This window comes from Caballeronia sp. LZ062 (genome assembly GCF_031450785.1).
Classification (GTDB): domain Bacteria; phylum Pseudomonadota; class Gammaproteobacteria; order Burkholderiales; family Burkholderiaceae; genus Caballeronia.
In genome coordinates this window covers 2789341-2812361 of sequence record NZ_JARTWB010000002.1, presented here as the reverse complement: position 1 = coordinate 2812361, position 23021 = coordinate 2789341, and the positions used below count along the sequence as shown (strand labels likewise).

20 protein-coding genes and 1 pseudogene are annotated in these 23021 nt (G+C 57.8%); 12 read left to right on the top strand and 9 right to left on the bottom strand.

The window, feature by feature from the left end:
- Positions 1–33 precede the first annotated feature (33 nt).
- A pseudogene (locus tag P9239_RS23420) lies at positions 34–329 on the bottom strand (IS3 family transposase); the annotation flags it as partial.
- Between the two features lie 1143 nt (positions 330–1472).
- On the opposite strand from P9239_RS23420, the gene P9239_RS19145 reads away from it, so the two are divergent.
- The gene (locus P9239_RS19145) at positions 1473–2711 is read left to right on the top strand and encodes an acyltransferase (RefSeq protein ID WP_309753686.1); all 1239 of its coding nucleotides are present in this window, start codon (positions 1473–1475) and stop codon (positions 2709–2711) included.
- Positions 2712–2957: 246 nt separating this feature from the next.
- Here P9239_RS19145 and P9239_RS19140 read toward each other — a convergent pair whose 3' ends face one another.
- Genes P9239_RS19140 through P9239_RS19130 form a run of 4 tightly spaced genes read right to left on the bottom strand, consistent with a single transcriptional unit; the run spans position 2958 to position 6300 of the window.
- Positions 2958–3947: a cytochrome D1 domain-containing protein gene (locus P9239_RS19140; protein ID WP_309753684.1), complete on the bottom strand. Its 990-nt coding sequence runs from the start codon at positions 3945–3947 to the stop codon at positions 2958–2960.
- A complete protein-coding gene (locus P9239_RS23415) occupies positions 3944–4144 on the bottom strand; it encodes a heavy-metal-associated domain-containing protein (RefSeq protein ID WP_404989717.1) in 201 nt (66 codons plus the stop codon). Before P9239_RS23415 ends, P9239_RS19140 begins: the two co-directional genes overlap by 4 nt.
- 57 nt (positions 4145–4201) lie before the next feature.
- The gene (locus tag P9239_RS19135; protein WP_404980105.1) at positions 4202–5623 is read right to left on the bottom strand and encodes a heavy metal sensor histidine kinase; all 1422 of its coding nucleotides are present in this window, start codon (positions 5621–5623) and stop codon (positions 4202–4204) included.
- Positions 5624–5628: 5 nt separating this feature from the next.
- Positions 5629–6300, bottom strand: a complete 672-nt coding sequence (locus tag P9239_RS19130) for a heavy metal response regulator transcription factor (protein ID WP_309753679.1) — start codon at positions 6298–6300, stop codon at positions 5629–5631.
- Between the two features lie 734 nt (positions 6301–7034).
- Here P9239_RS19130 and P9239_RS19125 point away from each other — a divergent pair.
- The 9 genes from P9239_RS19125 to P9239_RS19085 all read left to right on the top strand — a co-directional run bounded on the left by P9239_RS19125 (position 7035) and on the right by P9239_RS19085 (position 13807).
- Positions 7035–7325: a hypothetical protein gene (locus tag P9239_RS19125; protein ID WP_309753677.1), complete on the top strand. Its 291-nt coding sequence runs from the start codon at positions 7035–7037 to the stop codon at positions 7323–7325.
- Entirely contained in the window at positions 7322–8815 is a 1494-nt protein-coding gene (locus P9239_RS19120; RefSeq protein WP_309753676.1) for a TolC family protein, read from the top strand. Before P9239_RS19125 ends, P9239_RS19120 begins: the two co-directional genes overlap by 4 nt.
- Positions 8816–8817: 2 nt before the next feature.
- Entirely contained in the window at positions 8818–10113 is a 1296-nt protein-coding gene (locus tag P9239_RS19115) for a copper oxidase (RefSeq protein WP_309754161.1), read from the top strand.
- 58 nt (positions 10114–10171) lie between these two features.
- Positions 10172–10519: a copper-binding protein gene (locus tag P9239_RS19110; RefSeq protein WP_309754159.1), complete on the top strand. Its 348-nt coding sequence runs from the start codon at positions 10172–10174 to the stop codon at positions 10517–10519.
- 51 nt (positions 10520–10570) lie between these two features.
- Positions 10571–10945 carry a copper homeostasis periplasmic binding protein CopC gene (gene copC / locus P9239_RS19105; protein ID WP_309753674.1) on the top strand — a complete coding sequence of 125 codons (375 nt, stop codon included), beginning with the start codon at positions 10571–10573 and terminating at the stop codon, positions 10943–10945.
- Complete coding sequence (locus P9239_RS19100; RefSeq protein ID WP_309753672.1) at positions 10945–11886, top strand: CopD family protein; 942 nt, start codon at positions 10945–10947, stop codon at positions 11884–11886. Before copC ends, P9239_RS19100 begins: the two co-directional genes overlap by 1 nt.
- Positions 11887–12017: 131 nt before the next feature.
- Complete coding sequence (locus tag P9239_RS19095) at positions 12018–12215, top strand: DUF4148 domain-containing protein (RefSeq protein WP_309753670.1); 198 nt, start codon at positions 12018–12020, stop codon at positions 12213–12215.
- 685 nt (positions 12216–12900) lie between these two features.
- Positions 12901–13266: a copper resistance protein B gene (locus P9239_RS19090; RefSeq protein WP_309753669.1), complete on the top strand. Its 366-nt coding sequence runs from the start codon at positions 12901–12903 to the stop codon at positions 13264–13266.
- Between the two features lie 202 nt (positions 13267–13468).
- Positions 13469–13807, top strand: a complete 339-nt coding sequence (locus tag P9239_RS19085; RefSeq protein ID WP_309753667.1) for a response regulator — start codon at positions 13469–13471, stop codon at positions 13805–13807.
- A 145-nt stretch (positions 13808–13952) separates the two neighbouring features.
- Here the strand turns inward: P9239_RS19085 and P9239_RS19080 are convergent, their stop codons facing one another.
- Positions 13953–14267, bottom strand: coding sequence for a hypothetical protein (locus P9239_RS19080; protein WP_309753666.1), 315 nt, complete (start codon positions 14265–14267; stop codon positions 13953–13955).
- Between the two features lie 285 nt (positions 14268–14552).
- On the opposite strand from P9239_RS19080, the gene P9239_RS19075 reads away from it, so the two are divergent.
- Together P9239_RS19075 and P9239_RS19070 are read left to right on the top strand one after the other, a co-directional pair.
- Positions 14553–14999 carry a hypothetical protein gene (locus tag P9239_RS19075; RefSeq protein ID WP_309753664.1) on the top strand — a complete coding sequence of 149 codons (447 nt, stop codon included), beginning with the start codon at positions 14553–14555 and terminating at the stop codon, positions 14997–14999.
- A gap of 480 nt (positions 15000–15479) precedes the next feature.
- Positions 15480–15752, top strand: coding sequence for a DUF4148 domain-containing protein (locus tag P9239_RS19070; RefSeq protein ID WP_309753662.1), 273 nt, complete (start codon positions 15480–15482; stop codon positions 15750–15752).
- Between the two features lie 376 nt (positions 15753–16128).
- Here P9239_RS19070 and P9239_RS19065 read toward each other — a convergent pair whose 3' ends face one another.
- From P9239_RS19065 to P9239_RS19055, 3 genes are all read right to left on the bottom strand, one after another.
- Positions 16129–19341, bottom strand: coding sequence for an efflux RND transporter permease subunit (locus P9239_RS19065; RefSeq protein WP_404980079.1), 3213 nt, complete (start codon positions 19339–19341; stop codon positions 16129–16131).
- Between the two features lie 67 nt (positions 19342–19408).
- On the bottom strand, positions 19409–20887 hold the full coding sequence (locus P9239_RS19060) for an efflux RND transporter periplasmic adaptor subunit (RefSeq protein WP_309753659.1): 1479 nt from the start codon (positions 20885–20887) through the stop codon (positions 19409–19411).
- Positions 20888–20897: 10 nt separating this feature from the next.
- On the bottom strand, positions 20898–22220 hold the full coding sequence (locus P9239_RS19055; protein WP_309753658.1) for a TolC family protein: 1323 nt from the start codon (positions 22218–22220) through the stop codon (positions 20898–20900).
- Between the last annotated feature and the right edge of the window lie 801 nt (positions 22221–23021).

Sequence of the window (23021 nt, the reverse complement as noted above, 5' to 3'; positions counted from 1 at the left end):
ACTCCTTAACGGTGGAGCGCACAACCGATTTCATGCTCGACCGTATTCCACTGCTTCATGGAGCATTTCTAGCTGCATCGTCTTCTTTCGCGGCAATCGCTGCAGCTCGCGAACCTGCTTGCTTTCTACGGCTAGGTTCGACGCCGGCGCAACCTGCTCGCCGGCAGTGACCGCCAATAGGCCCCGTTCTGTTAGGAGCTTGCGCCGGCCGAACACTCGGCTGCATTCACTCACAGAAACCGTTGAGCCGGGCGCGAACGCCTAGCGAACTATCGGTGTTTTCTCTTCAATTGAACGCCGGGGCGCTCCGGCCAGGTCAGAACTTGTATAGGTTCACGCTGTGACTAGGCTTGAACATAGGCAGAGGACTACCGCATAATTCAAGCGGTACCACATGTCCGGTTTTTTGGTGGGCCGCCCCACCGAGCACCCATCCCCCGGGCAGCGGTTAGCGGACCTCGTCACGGGACGACTAGGTTCCAATTCGACCACGTTATCTGCAGCCGCGCACCTTGACTCTCAGTTCAACGTCCGGAACAGCGTCATCCCGTTCGCACTCGCCGCGCTTGACCCCGTTTTTCGAGAATCATCCGCCAATACGGACCCAAGCGCCAATACCTAGAATATGTCGTGCACTCCAATACCGCGCCACGTTTCTCGTATAAGCTCATATCCGTGCACCATGCGAAGATGGATTGCTAAGGCGACAATTCTGGACTCTTGTCGCCGGAGGCACACTTTCGATAAGCTGGGATTTGGGCTTTAGGGTTATGTGCAACTGGCGTCGACTGATTGCGTTCCTGATGATTACGTTGAGCGTTTTCGCTCAGTCGTCGGCGGCTGCATCGTCATCTGTCCGCGCCATTCGATGCGACGTCTCGCGCCATAGCCATGCTGCCAGTGAGCTAGCCTCAACCAACCGTCAGCACTGGATGCGCACCTCTTTTATGGGGGAAGAGCGACGGAGTAATAGTAGTCATGGCCACGCCAGTCATACAGGCCACTGCTGCGGCGAACTTCTGTGCACCGGGGCCGTTCTGCCTTCCGGCCGTGCAATCGTCGGTCCGAGCGTCTATGTGGGTCGAGTCCCACTGAAGCACGCGGCAAGCCCTCACGCTTCGTTCTTGACAGGTGGCATCGACCGGCCGCCTCGCCTCCTCGACCTGTAGCGGCTGCGCTCAGTCAACCCTCGGCCTGCGTCTATTTTCCGGCCTTTCCGCTGCTTGCCGCTAGCCGCCGCATCCGTTCCAACGCGAGACGCGGAGTGTCGAGTAGCGCGCGACTATGCGCAGCGACTCGACTCCCGGCCGTCCCGCGGCCACATGCCTACGGCGCCGTTCGGCCTTGGCGTCAAATTCCGGTACGACCGTCGGTTCGCGGCGGGCGAGTGTCTGGTCAGCGCCAGACAGCGAGCCACCAAACGCCAGATATGAATCGACGATGTTGCTGCCCAGAAATTGCAGGAGACATTGATGAAGAAGTTCGTCGGTTTGGACCTACTTCGCTTCGGACTAGCCGTGTACCTCATGATTTTCCATACGGTACGCGAGTACCCTCAAAACGCAACAATTCCGTTGATAGAACTGACGAACCTTGGCGGGTTTGCGACCAGCACTTTTTTCATTCTCTCCGGATTCATCCTTTCGCACGTCTACTTCGGACGCACCACTGAACTTCGGGGTGGGACGAAAGAATTCTTCGTCAAGCGACTGTCGAACCTTTATCCCGTTCATCTCATTTCGCTGTTTCTCTTGCTCGTTGTCTCAGCTACCGGGACCCAAACGCTGAACAGCTTTTCTCTCATGTCGCTGAACGACGGGGACGCGCAGGTGGTACTCGGCGGCGCCGATACAGCAATAAACTTTGTCCTCAATATCCTTCTGCTGCAGGTATGGAACCCGTTGTATGCGTCAATCAATGCTCCGTCCTGGTCGCTGTCGACCTTGCTTTGCTTCTACCTTGCCTTTCCCTTCTTGGCTCCACGGCTCTTGGGCGCTGACCGTAAGGTACGATTGCTAGTCGTCCTCTGGGTGCTGTACCTTATTCCACCGGCAGTCGCCACCCTGATGCATTGGTATGGGCCAGCAGCTGTTGGTTTGATAACGCGGAACCCGCTGCTTCGCCTGCCCGAATTTCTAGCAGGGATTCTCCTGTATGGCCTCTATCGCGAGGGGCGGCTCGCTGGCGCCTTCAACGACTGGGGTAAGCTCGCCGCATCGCTGAGTTTCGTCGCGGCCTCGTTTGTCTATTGCGCGTGGCTGGAGTCTCACGGACCCATTTACTCTCGTTATGTCATCCACAACGGGGCCTTATTGCCGGCAGAGTTGCTGCTCGTCGCCGTCTTCGCCTTCGTTTCCATCCGACAACGTCACGAGAGTCTCTGCGTCCGGCTAGGCAACGCAGCGCTGTCAATCTTCGCCATTCATGTGCCGCTGTTCTTCATAATGATGAAGGTGTTGAAACTCTTGCAGATGGGCGAGTCACCCATATGGTGCGCATCGCATTTTTCAGCGTGCGTTTCGGCCTCGAAGCACGTAGTCCCCAGCATGGCAACATATCCGCTGTACCTACTCGTCACTGTTATTGTCGCCGTATATTTTCAGGAAAGACTTCTGGTGCCAGTCCGTGCGCTGCTGCGCGCAAGGTTTCTCGGAAAGCCAGCGCAGCAATCAACGAGCGTTACTCAGCGTCGTGGAACGCAGAGCAATTGATGCGGCAATCGGCCGTGCGCCGGGCCCCGCAGGACCCGGCGCACGTTACCCAACGGCGGTGGTGGTCGACGCCTGTTGCAGGCGGGCCGCCTGCCACCAGCCTCCTTTAAGTCCTCACACACCCCGGCGGCCGTCTCTGCCAAATGCTCACCCGCTACGTCCCGCACAAGCTTTTCCGTAGCTTCCTGACCAACTGTCGCATCTGCAGTCGGTCGTCTCGACCGCCAGAGGCTCCGGTTGACGCACCTACGAGAGCGGTGCTCGGTTGTGGAAGTAAATGCCGTGAGGTGACTTCCCGACCTTGATGGTGTTGACGAGTTTTAGTGTCTTCATGTCGATGACGCCGACGTACCTAGTGAATCGGAAAGTAACCCAGAGGTATCGCTTGTCTTGGCTCAACTCCATATCATCCGGCCCTGGCAATAAGCCGGTAATGGTTCCGACTGTCGTCAGGTTGTCTTGGTCGAGGATGCTTATGGTATTGCCGACCCGATTGCTGACTAGGACGTGGTGACCATCAGAAAGAGACCGAAAGTTGTGCGCGCCGTTGTCCGTATGAATCGTCTTGACCACCTTTTGCGCGCGCCAGTCGACCACCGCGACATAATCCGCACCTGTCATCCCAACAAGCAGGTATTTGTCCCCAGGCGTGAGCCAAAGCCCCGCTGGCGCTTTGCCCACAGGCATTTTCCAAAGCACCGTTTGCCTCGCGAGGTCGATGGCAGCCACTTCTCCGGACTCTTGCAAAGTAACGAAAACAATCTTGCTGTCGGCCGTAAAAATCATGTGGCTAGGCATCTTGGCGAGCGGGACCCGCTTCGCCAACGAGAAGTCTTTCCCGTCGTACCTGTATATGTCGATGCGGTCAAGCCGCAATCCGTTGGTAACAAACCATTTTCGGTCGTTCGAGAAGCCAAGCTGATACGGGTCTTCGATGTTTGGAATCCATCGTTGAACTTTCCCGTTTTCTGGGTCGAGCAGGACCAGGTTGTTCGCAACTGAATTCGCGACAATCAGGGAGCGATTATCGGGCGTCGCCATCAGGTGGTGCGGCTCCTTGCCGACCGGGTATGTATCGACGACCTTCTGACTAGCTTGGTCGATGAGGCTGATGCTTGCATCGGCCGAATTCAATACGATGACGTCCTCAGCGTGCGCCGTTGCCTGTGCGAGCGCAATCACTGCGATACCCAGGTGCTGCAAAGCCTTATGCCGCAATGGTCGAGTGACGCTCATGTTCGGGCCTCGGTCGCACAGTAGCCAACTGATTGAAGGGCGTCTCTTATCATTCGCTCGGGAGCGGTCGTTTCCACCTCGACCGTCTTCGAGGCGAGGTCGACACTCACTCGCGCGACGTTGTCTACCTGTGCGATGCCTCTGCGGACGGTCTGGGCGCATCCCCCGCAAGATATTTTTTCGACATGAAACTTCATCATCGTCTCCAAAAGGAATTCGGCCACAGCCGACCCAACCGTCTCGTCGTGGGAACGTCAAGTCGGCTGCGTTCGCTCGTGTTTCGTTGTTGCCCGAGGAAAGTGAAGTAAGAATGCTGTACGTCCAGCCGCGCTGCGAACGTCAACCGTGCCGCGATGCAGCTGCATAATCGACTTCACTATCGCGAGCCCCAGCCCCGTGTTCTTCGCCGACCCGTGCCTGGATGCGTCGGCCCTGTAGAAGCGTTCAAAAATTTTTGGCAGATGTTCCGGCGCTATCTCGTTGCCGGCATTCACGACCTCAATGGACGCCTGCCCCGATGTTTCAGAAGCACGTAACTCTACGGTGGAGCCCGGTGTCGCGTGTTGCAGCGCGTTCGATACCAGGTTACTTACGGCGCGGCGAAAGAGATTTGTGTCGGCTTTCACAACGGCGTTGCCTTCAACGCTGATGTGAATATTCGATTCATCCGCCAGACCCTGAAAATACGATGCCAGCCGCCCAAGTTCGCTTCTCGCGTCAATCATCGACGCATTAAGCAACGACTGGGCGTTGTCAGTTCGAGCCAGAAACAGCATGTTTTCAATCATGCGTTGGAGCCGTTCGTACTCTTCTATGTTTGACTCGATGAGCGCTTCATACTCGTCAATCGTTCGCGGCCGCGAAAGGGTTATCTGCGATGCACTGAGCAGATTTGCCAGCGGGGTGCGCATGTCATGCGCGAGGTCAGACGAAAACTGCGACAGACGGACAAACGCTCGCTCGAGCCTGTCGAGCATTCGGTTCACCGACGTCGCTATCTCCTCCAGTTCTACAGGTCCCCCCTCGATATCAAGCCTCTCGCTTAGATTGTGCGCCTCAATGCGGGACGCTTGGCGGCCAATGCTCTTGACAGGTACGAGCCCACGCCGAGTAATCAAGTACCCGAGACCGCCGACGAGAAGGGAACCGATTGCTACGGCAACAAAGATGTCAATACGGTAGCTCTCAAGCAGCGATTGCCTGTCGAGCGCGCTACGCGAGAGCAGAACCTGCGCGACCTCGCCCGAGCGAAGCCTCTGCGACGCCATCACGCAGCGCGCTTGGCCTATCGCGGCGGACTCGCAACCGTATGGAACGCCCGGCGAGTGCTTCTGATGAATCAGTGCCTGGAAGTCCATCGGGGTCGTCAGTCCGTGCTGCATTAACACATCACCGCTTTTACCGACGATAGCCAGATAGACCCCAGGGTGCGAAAGGAGCACCTCGTGGAAGATGGACGGGTCGCGACGCACAGCGTCGAGCGCGCCCGCGTCGCTGATTAACTGCCGGAATTGGGCGAGTTTTCCCGCAATCTCGACATCGTCGCGCCGTTCTAACTCATGCGCGAGAGACCGGTAGAGGTACGCTCCCATCAGCGAAAATACGAGAAGCGCGGCTAATGCAAAGGCGCCCGCCAATCGCAGAAGGAGCACATATGCGGACTTCGCTGGCGCCAGGTGGTTCACGACCTGTCCTCGAGTACGTAACCCATCCCTCGGACGGTGTGCAGCAGCTTGTTGCCGTACGAGTTATCGATTTTGGCGCGCAAGCGCTTCACCGCTGCATCCACAACGTTTGTATCGCTATCGAAGTTCATGTCCCAAATTTGGGACGTGATGAACTGCCGCGTCAGGACCTCGCCCTGCCGCTCGGCGAGCAATTGCAGCAGAGCGAATTCTTGTGCAGTTAGCTCAAGCCGCGCTTCCCCGCGTCTCACGCGGCGCTTCATAAGGTCAATTTCGAGGTCGCCGATACGCAGGATATCCTTGACCGCGCGAGGTGCGCGGCGAAGCAATGAGCGTATCCGGGCCAGTAGCTCGGCATACGCGAAGGGCTTCGATAGATAGTCGTCGGCACCGGCCTCCAATCCCTCGACCTTGTCATCGACCGTGTCACGCGCTGTGAGCAGCAAGACAGGCGTTTGTTTGTGCCTGCGCAATTCCCTAAGTACCTTCAGGCCATCGATACCCGGCAGCATGATATCTAGTACAACGAGGTCGAAGTCCTCATTGAGCGCAAGGAAGAGACCATCCTCTCCGTTGTCGGCAATGTAGACGGTATAGCTGGCCTCCGTAAGCCCTTTGCGGAGATAGGAGGTCATCTTCGGCTCGTCTTCTATAAGCAGAATGCGCATAGGTTCACGATGACTTGAGGATTGAAGCCGTATGAGGCCTCGCCTTTTGCAGCTTACCGGCTCCTTCCTGCGCAGCACATGACGGCAAGATGAAAAAATTTTCATGTTGGAGATGAAAAAATTGTCATGTTGCGCGCATCTTGCTGTCAGGCGTCGGGCGGTAACCTTCGCACGCTCTTCCCGCTAGTCACTTCGGGCGACTACAGCTTACAATTATCAAACGCATGCTACGTTCGGAAGCGATGTCCTACTGGCGCAAATTCATCCTGGTTGTCGTCTTAACGCTGAGCCTTCCGGTTCAGTCGTTTGCGGCCGCGTCGATGAGTTGTGGTCTCGGGTTGGGTCATGGTGGCAACGCGTCTTCTCACATGCACCGCCATCTGCATGAGTCGTCCGATGCCTTCGGCTATGACAACACTGTAGAGGCTCACGGAACCCAACGGAGCGGCCAAGCGACTCGCTCGCACGGCCATCATCACACTTGCTCCAGTTGCGTATCTTGCTGTGTCGGCGCCGCCGTTGTCGACCTTTCGGCGCCAACACAGTTCGCTGATGCTGCCCACTCCGTCATTCTTCCGTCAATGCCGCTTCCGGTCGTTTCCTTTCTGACTGGCGGCATCGAGCGACCGCCTAGGCCGCTTCTCGTCTAGTCCGCACAGTCGCAGCTAAACAGCTGCGGCAGGCATTTGTCCGAGTCGACCACCGACTTCGACGATTCATGACGAGAACAATCCATGAGAAAACTCCTTGCGGCGTTTCTAGCCGCTTGCGCGTTGCCGTTGCTCGCGCAGGCAACGACGGCGCCAATCCCCGACCCTACCGATGCTAGCGCGTCGACACCAGCCGTCGAAGTGCCGTCGGCGTTTAGTCAGTACATGTCTTTCAAGGACAGTGACAATCCGAGCTGGCAACAATTGAACCGTGAGGTTGCTCCGAAGCGCAATGGCGCGATGCTGCACTCGGTGCCTACCGGAAGTGCTTCCGCTGAGATGAACGAACACCAACACGGGAGCCGGGCAAAATGACACGCCACCTCACACATACCCGGGCAACATGTGTCGCAATCGTTGCGGTGTTCCTAGCTGGATGCACCACATTCTCGAAGGATGGCGGATTTACCAGCGTGTCGTCGGTTGCGTCCGAGCGCCTTGGCAAGGATGCGGTTTACATCAGAACCGATGGAGACCGAGAGGCTGCTTACAAGCGCACCCAGGAGCTTCTGGCCAAACCGCTCGGCATGGACGACGCCGTCCAGATTGCGCTGCTCAACAATCGTGGACTCCAGGCCGCGTACGGGGAGCTCGGCGTTTCGGAAGCCGACCTAGTTCAAGCAGGCCGTCTGCCCAATCCGAGCTTTTCTTTCAGCCGGACACATTGGAGCGATGGCATTGGCATCGGCCGGACGTTTTCTATGGCGGTTCTCGGTGTGCTGACGCTGCCCGTCGCCTCGCGTATCGAAGCGCGTCGGTTCGAGCAGACGAAGCTCGAGACGGCCAACGCCATGTTGAAGGTGGCGGCCGACGCGCGAAAGGCATACGTCGAAGCGGTCGCAGCCGGACAGTCAGCGATGTATGCCGAGCAGGTCGAGGATTCTGCCGAGGCAGGCGCTGAACTGGCATCGCGTATGCGCCAAGCCGGTAACTTCAGCAAGCTCGACTACGCGCGAGAGCAAGCCTTCTACGCGGAATCCGCTGCTCAGTTGGCCAAGGCTCGACAGCAGAAGGTTTCCGCGCGTGAAAAGCTGACTCGTGCGATGGGCCTTTGGGGTCTTGGTGCGCAATATCAGCTTCCCGACCGGCTCCCCGACCTGCCGAAAGATAGACCTCAGTTAAGCGAGCTCGAGCCGTTCGCGATGCAAAACCGCCTAGAAATCCAAGCCGGGAAACTGCAAGTTCAGGGGCTCGCGACATCGCTGGGTCTCGGCAAGGCAACTCGGTTCGTCAATGCGCTGGAGGTCGGGTACCAGAACAACTTCGAAACGGACAAGGGCAAAGAGCGCGGATATGAGGTAAGCGTCGAAATCCCCATCTTCGACTGGGGCAGCGCGAAAGTGGCGCGCGCAGAAGCCATATACATGCAGTCGGCGAACCGCCTTGCGCAGACAGCTATCGACGCCCGGTCGGAAGTCCGCGAATCATACTCCGCATATGTGACTAGCTACGACGTTGCCAAGCACTACCGCGACAACGTCGTGCCTGTGCGCAAGACCATCTCCGAAGAGATGCTGTTGCGCTACAACGGCATGCTCGCAAGCGTTTTTGAATTGCTGGCGGACTCGCGCGACCAAGTTAGTGCGGTCAACGGATACATCGACGCACTCAAAGACTATTGGCTTGCAGAAACCGACCTGCAGCAGTCGCTTGGCGGGCAACTTCCGCCGAGCACAACTGCACCGGCGCGAAGTCCCGCTGATAACAACACCGAGCCAAGCTCGGCAGAGCCCGCGTCGAATACGCCGGGAGTAGGTGCGCCGTCGACGCCGTCCGCGACGCAAACACAATCTGAAGGTAAATGAAGATGGTCTCTCGTCGAAATTTTATCGGCGGCTCGGGTGCTGCACTGTTAGGTGCGGCCCTCGTCAGCAAGGCTGGCGCCGCGTCGCTGCCAGAAGCCCCAACGATGGGTAACGCCGTCACGCAGCCTCCTCTCGCACCGCCCAACGGACGCCCATATACGCCTGTTGCGACGTTGAATGGGTGGACGTTGCCGTGGCGTATGAAGAACGGATGGAAGGAGTTCCATCTCATTGCGGAGCCGGTGGTACGCGAGATGGCGCCCGGCATGAACGCCAATCTTTGGGGTTACAACGGTCAGACCCCGGGCCCGACCATCGAAGCGGTCGAAGGTGACAAGGTCCGCATCTTCGTGACGAACAAGTTGCCTGAACACACCACCGTTCACTGGCACGGCATGCTCCTGCCTTCGGGAATGGATGGCGTCGGCGGGCTCACGCAGCCTCATATCCCGCCGGGCAAGACCTTCGTCTATGAGTTCCAACTGGAGAAGCACGGGACCTTCATGTATCACCCGCATGCCGACGAAATGGTACAGATGGCCATGGGCATGATGGGCACGTTCATCGTGCATCCGAAGGACCGCAACGTCATGCATGTGGACCGCGACTTCGTCTTCCTACTAGCCGCGTATGACATTGACCCAGGCAGCTTCACGCCGCGCGTCAATGAGATGACGGACTTCAACATGTGGACGTTCAATTCCAGAGTGTTTCCTGGAATCGACCCTATGCCAGTTCGCGCGGGGGATAGAGTGCGCATCCGTTTTGGCAACCTGACCATGACGAATCACCCGATTCACCTGCACGGATACAGCTTTGAGGTCGCCGGCACTGATGGCGGCTGGATTCCTCCGACCGCGCGCTGGCCCGAAGTCACTTCTGACGTTGCTGTCGGGCAAATGCGCGCCATCGAGTTCACGGCGAATCGTCCTGGCGATTGGGCATTTCACTGCCATAAGTCTCATCACACCATGAATGCAATGGGGCATCAGGTTCCCAACATGATTGGCGTGCCGCAAAAGGACCTTGCCAAGCGCATCAATAAGCTGGTTCCCGACTACATGGCCATGGGCAGCACCGGCGGAGCGATGGGTGAGATGGAAATGCCCCTGCCCGACAATACGCTGCCGATGATGACGGGCAGCGGGCCCTTTGGGCCACTCGAGATGGGCGGGATGTTCACCGTAGTCAAAGTTCGCCAGGGCCTTGGAAGGAACGATTACCGCGACCCAGGCTGGTTCAAACATCCCAAGGGTACGGTGGCATACGAGTACACCGGCGAACTGCCCGACAGCTGATTCTGAAAGTGCCGTGCAAGTGCACGGCCGAATTTTATTAACCAATGGAGAGAATGTGATGAAGAAGGCAATTGCTGCGATGACACTGGGTTTTGCAGCGTCGCTGTCCGCGACCGCTTACGCGGCGGGCGATATGAGCAACATGAACATGGCGAGCGGCGCCCAAAAGAACGCTGATGCGAAGAACAGCATGTCGCATGGCGAAGTCAAGAAGGTCGATAACGCCGCAGGCAAGCTCACCATCAAGCACGGTCCGCTCGAAAACCTCGGCATGGAAGGCATGACGATGGCGTTCAAGGTGAAAGACCCCGCGATGCTCTCGCAAGTCAAAGCAGGCGACAAGATTGATTTCGTTGCCGAGGAGGTGAACGGGTCCCTCACGGTCACCAAGCTGCAGATGCAGTAACGCCTTGACGAAGAACCACGCAATCACCGACATCTGCCAAGGAAGGCAAGTATGAACAACGTAATTCGCAAGAGCCTCGCCCCTCTTTTGGTGACCGCAGCAATGTGCCTCTTGCCTGTTGCTGCGTTGGCGCATGGCAAGCTTGAGAGCGCCGCACCCGCCGCCGGCAGCACGGTCGACGTGTCGCCAGATGCGTTGCGGCTGACGTTTAACGAGACCATCGAATCCTCTTTCAGCACCATCAAGGTCGTCAATCCTGCTGGCGCGCCCGCGACGAAGGAAAAAGCTACGGTGGATTCGACCAATCCGCGAGTTCTTGAAGTTTCGCTGCCGAAGCTCGAATCGGGTTCGTACACCGTCCACTGGGCCGTGATGACAAGTGACTCCCACAAGACAAAGGGCACCTACACTTTCACGGTGAAGTGATGAACGACGGTTTCCTGGGCGTTCTACGACTGGCGCTGGTCGCACTGCAGAACATCAGCTTCGCGACACTGGTTGGTGCACTCATTAGCGACAGGTGGCTTGTCCGCAGCACATCTCACTGGCAGGCAAGCGTGAGCGCGCGGTTGCTGCTTGCCGCTCGCGTGGCGTGCGTTGCATTGTTGCTGTCCACAACCGCCGCCTTCTGGACGCACTGCGCGCTCATGAGCGAGTCGACCCTTGCGGAAGCCGGACCGGCCGTCTACTCGATGCTGAAGGAAACCGGATATGGTCATGCATGGGCTGCCAGCGCGTTGCTCACTTGCGTAGCACTCGGCTTGCTCTTCGCCCCGGCTTCCATGCGCGGCCGACTCATGCCGCTCACCGGGATATGTCTTGCCGGAATCGCGCTTGGAAGGAGCAACACCGGGCACTCCGTCGAAGCTGGCTTCTTCTCCCTGCCGGTATGGGCGGACTGGATTCACCTTCTCGCAATCAGCGTCTGGGTTGGGCTCGTAGTCGCGACCACCTATGTCGTTGCTCCGACGCTTTTCGCTGCGGGTGAGCCCGACCGAAAGAACGGGGCCTCGTTCATTCAGTCGCTGTCCGACACGGCCACGATTGCACTACTTGTTCTCTTTGCCACCGGCGCATACAGCGGATGGCGAAGCGTGAACTCGCCGGTCGGTTTCGTCACCTCGTCATACGGGCAGGTGCTCATGCTGAAGCTCGGGCTTGTATTAGTCGCTGCCGCCCTAGGCGGCCACAACCGATTCTTCGAGATGCCGCAACTGCTCGCCTCCCTCAAGGGCGGCAGCATGCGTAATGCTGCACCTGCGCTCAAGCGCTTCTCAAGGGTGCTGCAAGTTGAATCAATCGTACTTGTGGCTGTTCTTATCGCTGCCGCAGTTCTCGTTTCGAGCCCGCTGCCAGGCACAGCATAATCACCAGTAACACAAAGTCCGTCCACGGTGGACGGCCCTGCTAGTGACGCTATAGCTCATTTGCCGACGCTGGGCATGACTTTCCTCCGACGTCGAGAGCCGAACCAACGTCACCGAGCCAAGCGCGCTCTTTGCGCAGTGCTCACGCCCCTGAGACGCAGGCGCCACCTCAGGGGAATACACGCGCCCAAGTCGTGCAAGAATTGATTGAAGCTCAGGGGGCCGGACTCGTCCCCACTAGCCGGTCCGACTATCCTCCAAGCGAAGCGACATTTGAACGTAATCGCGCTCGGTACGGCTCTGATTCCGGGAGAATGGCCGGTCACTGACACTTGTCGACTAGAAAGCCTAAAGCTGGTTCGCTCAGCGAAGGCACGGCCGACGTTGGCTCCCACGACGTCAGCGTAGCCATACGTTGGCGTCCAACGACTCACCATCGATTCTCTTCGCTTGCGAAGTCTCCGCTTATCTTTTCAGTTTGTCGGAGTGATGCTTTGGACTAGCCGGGCTTCTTTTGCGTAAGCGGTCCAACGGACCGCTGCTGCTCTCCGCCTAAAAAAACTGCCATCCATGAGATGGCTTTGATGTCTGAAGTAGCTTTCGTATCGAAGATGAAGCTAAAGACATCTGTAGCGAAGCCGACTTATATGACCTTCACATCCAGACTCGCAACGATGATTCGCGGCGACACGCCCGGGCTCAGACGTTCTGGCTTGGTGACCAGCTTTCCCGCGACAGGTCGTGCAACGTGTCCTTTGCAAACTGGCGCGGCTGCAGGGGGGGCCATATGACGGAAAGATGATGGAAATTTCATCAGCTCATCACCATAACGCCACTAAAGACTGGTCAGAATGAAGTCGTAAGCGAAGTGGTCGTGCGTTAGGGAGGAGATATGCGGCGCCTAGCGATGTTTTCGGCGACAACGGCTCTTTTTTCGGGTTGCGTCTTACCGCAGCCGGGGGTTGCGCAACAGGGAAAGAATCAGAAGGAGGCGCAGTCCGAACTCGAGAAGGCGTGGGAGGAAGTTGGCTACCGCATCGGTGCTCAGAGTATCCGCCTTCTGAGGCAACGCTTGACCGCGCGAGGAAGCGGTATGCAGCCAGCCATCCGGAGGACGTACCGGTGGCCGCAAGCGCAAGGAAACCGTCGAATGAATCTCAACTTGATGGAGTCGGACGCGAGAGCGGGTCCGGCCAGAGACAGCGACATTTCTCACGTTCCCTCTGCGTACGTCGCATTGGGGAACGCGCCGTGAGAATCGCCCCCTACGTTGGCTTCATTTGGGGACGACGTTTTGGCCGGACTGCGGATTTCTCGCGTCAAGATGGAGGGCCCGTTTCTGACAAGGAACTGGTAGTCGGGGTTACCCTTTGGTACTGACGATGGTCTTACGGCCACCTACTGTTCAGTCCGCTGCGGCCGTGCAGATGTCAAGTCGAATTCCCAGAACGGGGCGACCGGCAGATGCTCATGGAGACACTCGTTCCCCGGTTAAGTAGCCTATAGTCATATTGACGGCATCGGAGTCATGTACCGACCGCGCTGCTACGCATTGCGTCCGGTGTTCTGTGGAGGAAACATGATGAGCAGCGTTCTGTTCGTTGACGACTTGGAAGACACAGCAGATTCGCTTGCCGACATTGCTTCCGCGTTGGGTCACCGGAGCGCGGTAGCGTACAGCGGTGCATCGGCTCTCGAAATCGCCATGCATGACGTCTTCGATATCATTTTCTTGGACCTTACTCTACCGGACAGCGATGGACGCGAAATCTGCCAGCGTTTGCGGCAAGGCCGTTGTGCCGGTGCCCGTATCATCGCGCTGACTGGCCGCACTGAGTTGGCCGCCGCGGACATTGATTGCTTTGACGGCCTACTGCCGAAGCCCTGTTGCATCAACGACCTGGAACGGCTGCTGGCTTGAAGCAGCCCCTTGGTAGCCGACTCTCTCCGGCGGGTGATTCGCGGATGGCATCCACGTAGCAATGACGTACGAAAACTTGGGTAGCGACCGCTATGTCGCGTCTTACCGCGTCCACGATGCGCGGACATAAGCCGACTTCCCGTCGTTATTTGCCGGCCAGCAGCGACTTCAGGCAACGGTTGTGTATAGCTCGTGTTTCGGCAGACGTGAAGTCGAGGCGCAGATTACTGTCAAAGATTGACGCTAGAGCGCTGCCATTCAGCGTCACACCGGTCTCCGCCTCGAAGGCCGCCGCAATTGGAAGCGCGCGACTTGCCAACATAACTCGGCATACGACATCTTCGTCGCGCTGCGTCGCTTTCGACCAGTAGACTGAGCACTCGACGGTATTTTCTGTCGACATCCAGCGGCCGGTAGCAAACCTGGTCGCAAGATGGGAGATGACGAGGAATGTCAGCATCTCCGCTTGCACTTTCAAATCGCCGCTAACAGGAAATGTCATTCAGGACGAGGGGAGTCTCAGACGGTGAAATCCATTGTAGAACGTACTCGCCCGATTTCAAGTCGTTGATGCCGGTGAATCGACCCCGACACCGCATTGCGCGGTCCGTCGCTCGCCATCCGGATGCCGTTAGGACGCGCTGTCGGCAACACATGAATACCAGCGCTTGTCTGAGGTCAAGAAGTGACGAAAGTTGCCGTTATCACCATGGGTCGGGTATGCCGACTTCAAGGACATAGCGGAATGATTTCCAAGAAACTAATGCTGGTATTGACGGGGCTCGTGCTCGCGAACATAGAAGCATGCGGCGACAAACAAGAAGCGGCATCGCCACCTAGTAGTTCTGCTTCGCCCGTATTGGCGTCTAAGACCTTGAGTGCATCTCTTCCGCCGGTAGGAGGCAAAGACGCAGGTCGGACGGCACAGGGTGCCGTCCAGGCGCAACCGACCGTTGCTGACCAAGACGGTCTCATCCGCGTTCGCTTTGACGAGATTTTTTCCATTGGGCCAAACGGCGACCTGACGCCAAAAGTTCCCGTCGACATCAACGGCGTACAAATGACCCCCGGAGTCACCTTTGGAGGCGGCGTACAGTTCGGTGGCTTCGCCGTTGGTCAAGCGCTCGGTCACGACTTCGGTGTGCGACAGCTCGGGAACGGGTTCATACAACTGGTAAAGTATTACAACTGACCGAGCCTCGTCATTAGGACTTTTGGAGCGGCTTCGCACGCGTTGCATACCTACGATACAGTTGGCGCCTCTGGGCTCTCATGTTTCCCAGTGAAATTCAACGGCAAACCTTCGACATGCTCTCATTCCCGAGGCGATGGATGCACGCCACCTGTATGTCGCTTTGACCCGTGGTGCGGGCAATTGGTGTATTGCTCTAAAGCAGCCGCTCTTACGCCGTGTGCGTGAGTTGTCGGGCTCTCAATGATATAGACCTTCTCGTTGCTTTGCAGGCCCAGCAGGTCTATCTGTTGCCGCTGTCTAGGTGCCCCCCAGGGGTACACTGCAATCGCTGCGGAAGTGAGGCAGTTTCGCGGCTATCGACACTCATGGTGTGCTTATCTGATTTTTTTCTCATGTTTGCATCATGTTCGTGCACTGACCGCTGCACATACTGTCCATATGACTCGCACCTTCGCGGTCGAAACCAGGAGAACAGTTATGAACGCAGGAAAATTTGCAGCAGCGCTCGCCATTGCAGGTGTCTCGATGGGCATGATTTCGCAGTCCGCGACCGCTCAAGGCAAGACGCGTGAGCAGGTCCGTCAGGAGCTGGTCCAGGCACGGCACGAGGGCATCATCCCGGCAAACAAGACCCAATATCCGCCGAGCCATGCAACGATTGCTCGCAATCAGGCCACGCATGCCGCGGAGACCCACGGCGGGGAGAAGTCGCCGAGCCCGGACCAGCACGACCAGCTCGCCGCACGATAAGTTAGCGCCGCCATCTGGCGGTAAGGATGTAAGTCAACGCACGCCGTGAGAGCTCGTCTATCACGGCGTATTCGCGTTTGCGCAGCAGGGTTCGTGGTGTTTGACTCCTAAACTCGGCCGGGGCCAGCGCGCCATGCATCATCGGCGCGAGGCCAATTGCGAACGCCAATAACCAGTTTGGCATTAAGCCGCAACGCAAGGACAAGGTAGGTCAACAGTGCTTTCGGGGCCGCAACAAGCGAGCCGTTAAGACGCGGTGCCGACACAATGCGCAGTGCATCGGAATGATGAACTGCCCTCGCGTGAAACGGCTCTTCCGAATGCTTCTCGGCCGAGAGGAGCTCCGGCTCACAGAGCGGAGCTTCTCCGCGCTTTTCTACTTGAAGCCGATTCTCTGGAGAACCTGCGTCGCGAATCCGCGAGTATCGTTTGGCGCCGTCTTTCGGAACGACATCGAATGGGCGACACGATAGAGGACCGGCAGCACCAGCAAAGTGAGAGCTGTCGAAGACAAGATGCCTCCTATAACGACCGTGGCGAGCGGTCGCTGCACTTCCGACCCGGTGCCTGTCGCGATGGCCATCGGGATGAAGCCGAAGGATGCCACCAAGGCAGTCATCAGAACGGGGCGGAGGCGCGTTAGCGCTCCTTCACGCACGGCCTCATCCAATGGCGCTCCTTCGTCTCGGAGATTGCGAATGAACGAAATCATCACCAAACCGTTCAGGACGGCCACTCCGGATAGGGCGATGAATCCCACAGCCGCAGTGATGGAGAGGGGGATACCTCGCAACCACAGAGACACCACCCCGCCACTGAGCGCAAACGGAATGCCGGTGAACACTAACAAGCCGTCCTTTACATTGTTAAACATCACGAAAAGAAGGATGAAGACCATAAAGAGCGACAGCGGAACGACAAGTTTTAATCGCTCGGTGGCGCTCTGCAGTTGCTCGAACTGGCCACCCCAAGAGACCCAGTAGCCGGACGGAACCTGCACGTTCTGTTGAATCAGGTCACGAGCCTCCGTGACGAACGAGCCGACATCTCGTCCTCGCACGTTGGCGCTGATAACAACGCGTCGCTTTCCGTCTTCCCGACTTATCTGGTTCGGCCCCGGCCCAACTTGCACCGTCGCCAACTCTTCAAGGGCTACGTACGGCGCCTGAAGCATCTGACCTCGTCCTGCTGACGTCCCAGTGGTCGGAAGCGCAATCGGCAGCCGCTTGATGGCTTCGATGTCTGACCGGAGTTCGTCAGGCAAGCGAACCACAATATCGAAGCGTCGGTCGCCCTGGAACAGCGTGCCGGCCTTTTGCCCGCCGACGGCCGCGGCCACCGTATCCTGAACATCGGCCACGGTCACCCCATACCGAGCGAGCTTATCGCGCTCCAGATTGATGGACAGGACAGGTAGACCATTCGTTTGCTCGACCTTCACCTCCGACGCCCCAGGCACCTTTTGTAGCGCAGCGGCGATTTTTTCTCCGGTGTCGTTCAGGACTGTCATATCGTCGCCGAAAATTTTCACCGCAACATCGCTACGAACACCAGAAATGAGTTCGTTGAAGCGAAGCTGAATCGGCTGCGAGAACTCGTAGGCGTTGCCAGGTATGGTTGCCAGAACAGCCTCAATTTCCTTGATGAGGTCCTCGCGTGACTTCTTCGGGTCTGGCCACTGGTCCACAGGCTTCAACATGATGTAACCGTCCGACAAGTTCGGCGGCATCGGGTCGGCAGCAATCTCTGCAGTCCCGGTGCGAGCAAACACGCGGTCAATCTCGGGAATCTTTTCCTTCAACGCCTTCTCGATGCTCTTCTGCATCTCCAGTGATTGAGACAAGCTCGTCCCCGGGATTCGAAGTGCGGCGACAGCAACGTCGCCTTCATTCAGGCTTGGAATGAACTCACTTCCGAGCCTGGTCCCGAGCGCCGTGGACGCGGCGACAATCAGAGCTGCGCCAATCAATACGCGCTTTGGCTGGCCGAGGAATCGGCAGAGCACAGGTTCGTACGCGCGGCGCGCCCAACCCATGATTCGGTTCTCTTTCTCCGAAACGTTCTTCCCGATGAACAGAGCAACCGCTGCCGGGATAAATGTGACCGTTAGCACCATCGCCGCGGCCAACGCCATGACAACGGTGATTGCCATTGGGTGGAACATCTTGCCTTCGACGCCGGTGAGGGCAAAGATGGGCAGATACACCACCATGATGATGAGCTGGCCGAAAACGAGTGCGCGGCGTGCCTCTTGGGATGCGCCAAACACCTCTTCGAAACGCTCATCTCTTGTGAGCTGCCGCCCCGCTAGGGCCTGAGCGTGTGACAGTCGTCGAACGCAGTTCTCGACTATAACTACGGCCCCGTCGACGATGATGCCGAAGTCTAGCGCGCCAAGGCTCATCAGGTTTGCACTTACCTTTGCGTTCACCATCCCCGAAAACGTCATCAGCATCGAAAGCGGAATTACTAGCGCTGTTATAAGCGCTGCGCGAATGTTGCCAAGGAAGAGGAAAAGAATGGCGATTACGAGAACCGCTCCTTCAAGCAGGTTTTTCTTGACGGTCTGCACTGCCTTCTCGACTAGCACCGTTCTGTCGTACACTGGGATGGCGCGTACACCATTTGGGAGCGTCTTGTTGACGCCATCCATTCTCAGGGCAACGGCCCGCGCTACCGAGCGGCTGTTCTCGCCCATAAGCATAAACACTGTGCCCAGGACGACTTCTTCCCCGTTCGAGGTAGCGCTGCCCGTGCGCAACTCTCGCCCGACATCGACCTCTCCAACGTCGTTGATGCGAACGGGAACACCGCCAACGTTCGTCAGGACGATGTTGGCGATATCCTGCACGGACCCTGCTTGACCAGGAACGCGCACGAGGTACTGCTCACCTCGCTTCTCGATATAGCCTGCGCCGACGTTGTCGTTGTTGCGTTCGATGGCCTTCACGACATCCGCGAGGGTCAATCCATACGACATCAACTTCGTTGGATTAGGAGCTACCCGGAACTCTTTTACGTACCCGCCAATCGAGTTGACTTCCGTCACGCCCGGCACGTTGCGCAATTGCGGTTTAATGACCCAATCCTGTAGTTCGCGCAAGTCGGCCGACGTGTACCGACTGCCGTCAAGCTTCCGCGCGGACGTGTCGGCCTCCACCGTCCACAGATAGATTTCGCCCAAGCCGGTGGAGGTGGGGCCCATGGCCGGAGATACTCCGCTGGGCAACTTCTCCTTCGCTTCCTGAATGCGCTCGTTCACCAGTTGACGGGCGAAGTAGACGTCCGTCCCGTCCTTGAAGATGACCGTTACCTGAGAGAGGCCATAGCGCGAGGTAGAGCGGGTCTGGTCCAGATTTGGCAGACCTGCCATCGCCGTCTCGATGGGATATGTGATTCGCTGTTCGGCCTCAAGAGGCGAGTATCCAGGGGCCGACGTGTTGATTTGTACTTGGACATTAGTGATGTCAGGTACCGCATCGATAGGCAGCTTTTGATAGCTGAACGCGCCAAACGCCGCGACGGCGGCGACGGCCAGCATCACCAGCCAGCGGTGCGCGATGGCAAAACGTATAAGTCGCTCGAACATTGAATGGTCCTGTGTACTGTGCAGTGACGGTCATGCGGCAGTGCAGATTAGGCTTCGGACGATGAGGTCACTCTTCCTCGGCGGCTCCTTTACCGAGTTCAGCTTTCAGCACAAAACTGTTGGATGCGACGTATTGCTGGCCAGCCGACAAGCCGCTGACGACTTCGACCACTCGGTCGTCCTTCTTGCCGGTCTTGATGGGTTGAGCAACGAACCCTTTTGACGTCTCTACGAACACAACGGGTCCGCCGTCGATGTCCTGCAGCGCGTCGCTGGACACGACCACAGGAACAGTGCGCTGGCCAGCGTTCACCAGCACATTGACGAACATGCCCGGACGCCATGCACCATCGGGGTTGGTCAGAACCACCCGTGCGGGGGCCGACCGTGTCTGCTCGCCCAAAAGTGCTCCGACATACGAAATCCTTCCATCTGCCGATGAGTCGAACGCGGCGGCCTTGACGGTCGCTTCACGTCCTACGCGAACGTCATTCAGGTGCTGTGCGGGCACAGCCATTTCTGCCCAAACCGTTGATAGGTCAGAGAGCGTGAAGACGTTGGTTTCGGCCGCGATGGCCTCGCCAGCCGTGATGTGCTTCTCGACGATGGTGCCGTCGAAAGCTGCGCGAAGCTCGTATCGATTTAGCGCGCCACCGGACGTCGCCGCATTCAATGCCACCAGCTTCTGCCGCGCGTTCTGCGTCGCAATCTCCGCCTCACGGAGTTGAACCTGCGCCTGAAGGAAATCCTGCTCAGCAGAGATGCGCTCTTCCCAGAGAGTCTTCTCCCGCTGATACGCAGTCTTGGCTGCCGAAAGACGACGCTCTGCTGTCAGCAATTCGCTTCGACGGTCCGCAAGGTCCGTGCTGGCAAGGACGGCCAGTACCTGACCTTTCCTGACCTTCTCGCCGACAGTGACATCAACGTGCTCAACGATGCCTGCCACGCGCGGAACGACGTGTGCAGTGCGGTCCTCGTTGAAACGAATTTCCCCCGGGACCTGAATGGTCGTTGCAATCTCGGCCGGTCCTGACTTCAAAACACTGATTCCAGCGCTCTTGATTTGCTGCGGGTCCAGAGGGATAGCGCCGTCTGCACGTGAGAATTCGAACGCGGTTGTTTTACCGCTTAGCGTGACACTAATCGTTGCGTCAAAAACGTGCGGCTTGGCGATAGGTTGTTCCGACGTCAGCTTGTTGCCGGCGGAAGTAAAACGAATTGCTTCAGTCGTCCCTTGAGCCCAATTGATTTTGCCGCTAGCAGTCATTGCTGTCCGCACGGCCCGCCCACCCACCGACGGGTACAAAATGAGACGCGCGTCGTTCGGTTTCTCCGAGAGCACGACTTCGAGCGTTACATCGCCCGACTTGAGCAGGGTGCCACCGTGTGGCCCAGCCGACTCCGGACCGCTCGCTGCCTGCGCTTCGGAGGCACTACCTACCGCAGCACTTGATTGCGTGGATTTGAGCGCGGTCACCAGGACGGCAAGCGCAACGCTTACCCCGATGGCAGCCGCTGTAATAGCGAACAGTTTCTTGCGCGGCATGGCAGGTCCTTCAGCGTTTTATAGAAATATGATTGCTTTGTGTGGTCGGCAGCGGAGTACCGGTCAGACGGCCGATATCGGCAACGGCCAAATGAGCGTCCGTGAGTGCTTGGACATAACGGGACTGCTCCTGGAAGAGCGTGCGTTGCGCGTCGAGCACGTCGAGGAAGCTGAACTTCCCCAGTTCATATCCGCGAGACATCGCATCAAGAGCTTGACGTGCCGCAGGGAGTACGTCGACTTTGAGGCGTGCTGCCTCTTGCTTGGCGCTCTCGTAGTTCGCGTAAGCTTGGGTCAGTTCAAGTCGTAGATTCGCTCGCTCGCTGTCGAAATCCGCCTCAGCCTTCTCAGCCTTGTGAGCAGCCTCAAGCAACGCGCCTTTGTTGGTGTCAAAGAGTGGCAAAGGAATCGAGATGCCAACAACCGCCTGGTTGTCTCGCGTTCCACCCGTGACCACCCGCTTCATACCCGCCGTGAGCGTGATATCGGGGATTCGCTTCGAACGCTCGACCGATATTGCAGCGTTTGACCGCAGCATCTCGGCGCGTGCAGCTCGCGTAAGCGGCGCGTCATCGAGCCGAGGGGCCAACTCGGAAAACGGCTCCATGTCAGGGATGCCTTCGATGTCGCCTGCAACTACCCGGTTCCGAAGCGCCGTCGCCCCCGTCACCGTGACAAGCTTCTCTGCTGCCATGGAGACACGTGCGCGAGCATTCACTACCTCAATCTGTACTCCGCTCGCGGCTACTCGTGCCTTGGTCGCCTCGACGGGGGATACCTTTCCGGCTTTCGCCCTTTTATCAGCGAGGTCCGCCGAGCGCGTAGCAATCTCGGCTGATTCTTCGGCAACCTTCAATTGCCGCTGGGCCGCGAGCAGACCGTAGAAGGACGCAATCACCTGTGCGCGCAGCGTTGCGGTACTGCTGTCAAGCGAAGCCGTCGCGACCTCACGCCCATATGAGGCGACGTCGAGCCGCGCCTGACGCTTGCCGCCGAACTCGATGATTTGATTGACGGTGGCGGTGCTTGTGCGTTCAGTGCCACCGAACCCTTCCTGCAGAAAAGAGATTGACGGATTTGGGCGCGCGCCTGCCTGCATGAGTGCGCCTGACGAGGCATTCAAGTTGGCGCGCGCTCCGCGTAACATCGGATTGGCTTCCGCAGCCAGCCCCAGGACGTCAGTGAGAAACAACGCGGTTGGCGCCGCGAGCCGCTGAGAGTCCTCCGACTTCTGAAGGTCAATAGCGCTTTCCGACGGCCCACCAGCCGTTTGCGCGTAAAGCGCAGGACTGGCTGATATCAATACCAGTGCAGCAAGAGTGCGTGCGAACATAACGAATGTAACGGGGAAATAATTCCCGCGATGCTACGGCCCGACTGACATATCCCGATGAGATGAAGATGAGATTTCTGTCATCTAATCAGAACGTGCGACGCTTTGTTGTGTTTCGACCGTCAACCTTCAAGTTATGGGTGTTAGTTGGATAAATTCTGCAAACGAGAAACGCAGAAAGCCCGCATCGACGGGGCTTTCCGGGGGGCGTACGGGCGGGACAGCTATTGGTTCCGGGAGGCTGGGTCCGCAGCCCAGCTAGAGTTGAGGCAGCCGCTCCATCCAACAACGCGAACTCAGTGCGCTTGACGGCGGCACAAGGGTCTTGTTTTATTGCTGTCTCGCATTGCGTTGCTTATTGCGCTCTAGCGCTGCCTGGTTCGGCGGATACTCCGCGTGCCGATGAGGCAACCACCCATCTTGCCATGCCTGTTGCAATTCGGTATTCGCCTGCTCTTTCGTTTTACCTTGCTGCGAACCGGGCGGCGTTTTCGACGAGCAACCACTCAACAAGGCGACTATTACCATCAACAACGGTACTCCTCGAGTCATGGCAGTTCCATAAGTCAAACTATGCGTGTTCTTGCAAGTGTGTAGCTTAGTGGGTGCGCTATCGTGATATGAAAATGATAAGACTGTCATCGTCGTCGGCCGACCAAGTACGCGATGCCGTTGGTTACCACGGCGTATCGTGCCTCTTAAACAACGAGTCCAACATCGCGGATACGTTTTTCCGTGGATGGGCGATGGGATATGCGGTCAGCCAAATTGAGCCCATTTGATACCGTGCCGGTGTTGGGC